The 592-nt window shown below is 59.0% G+C and carries 1 pseudogene; it reads left to right on the forward strand.

Annotated elements, in window-relative coordinates:
* A pseudogene (locus ACJHYR_RS28135) lies at positions 1–592 on the forward strand (host specificity protein J); the annotation flags it as partial.

Consider the following 592-nt stretch of genomic DNA (forward strand, 5'->3'; position numbering starts at 1 on the left):
AAGCGTGCTGCTGAACGGTACGCCGGTGCTGGACAGTGAGGGGAATACCAATATCTCCGGTGTCACGGTGGTTTTCCGGGCCGGTGAGCAGGAGCAGACACCGCCGGAGGGATTTGAATCCTCCGGCTCCGAGACGGTGCTGGGTACGGAAGTGAAATATGACACGCCGATCACCCGCACCATCACGTCGGCAAACATCGACCGTCTGCGCCTGACCTTCGGTGTGCAGGCACTGGTGGAAACCACTTCAAAGGGGGACCGGAATCCGTCGGAAGTCCGCCTGCTGGTTCAGATACAGCGTAACGGTGGCTGGGTGACGGAAAAAGACATCACCATTAAGGGCAAAACCACCTCGCAGTATCTGGCCCCGGTGGTGGTGGATAACCTGCCGCCGCGCCCGTTCAGTATCCGGATGCGCAGGATGACGCCGGACAGCACCACAGACCAGCTGCAGAACAAAACGCTCTGGTCGTCATACACCGAAATCATCGATGTGAAACAGTGCTACCCGAACACGGCACTGGTTGGCGTGCAGGTGGACTCGGAACAGTTCGGCAGCCAGCAGGTGAGCCGTAATTATCATCTTCGCGGG

Source organism: Escherichia sp. WS1450 (assembly GCF_046487395.1).
In the GTDB taxonomy this organism is placed as follows: domain Bacteria; phylum Pseudomonadota; class Gammaproteobacteria; order Enterobacterales; family Enterobacteriaceae; genus Escherichia; species Escherichia coli.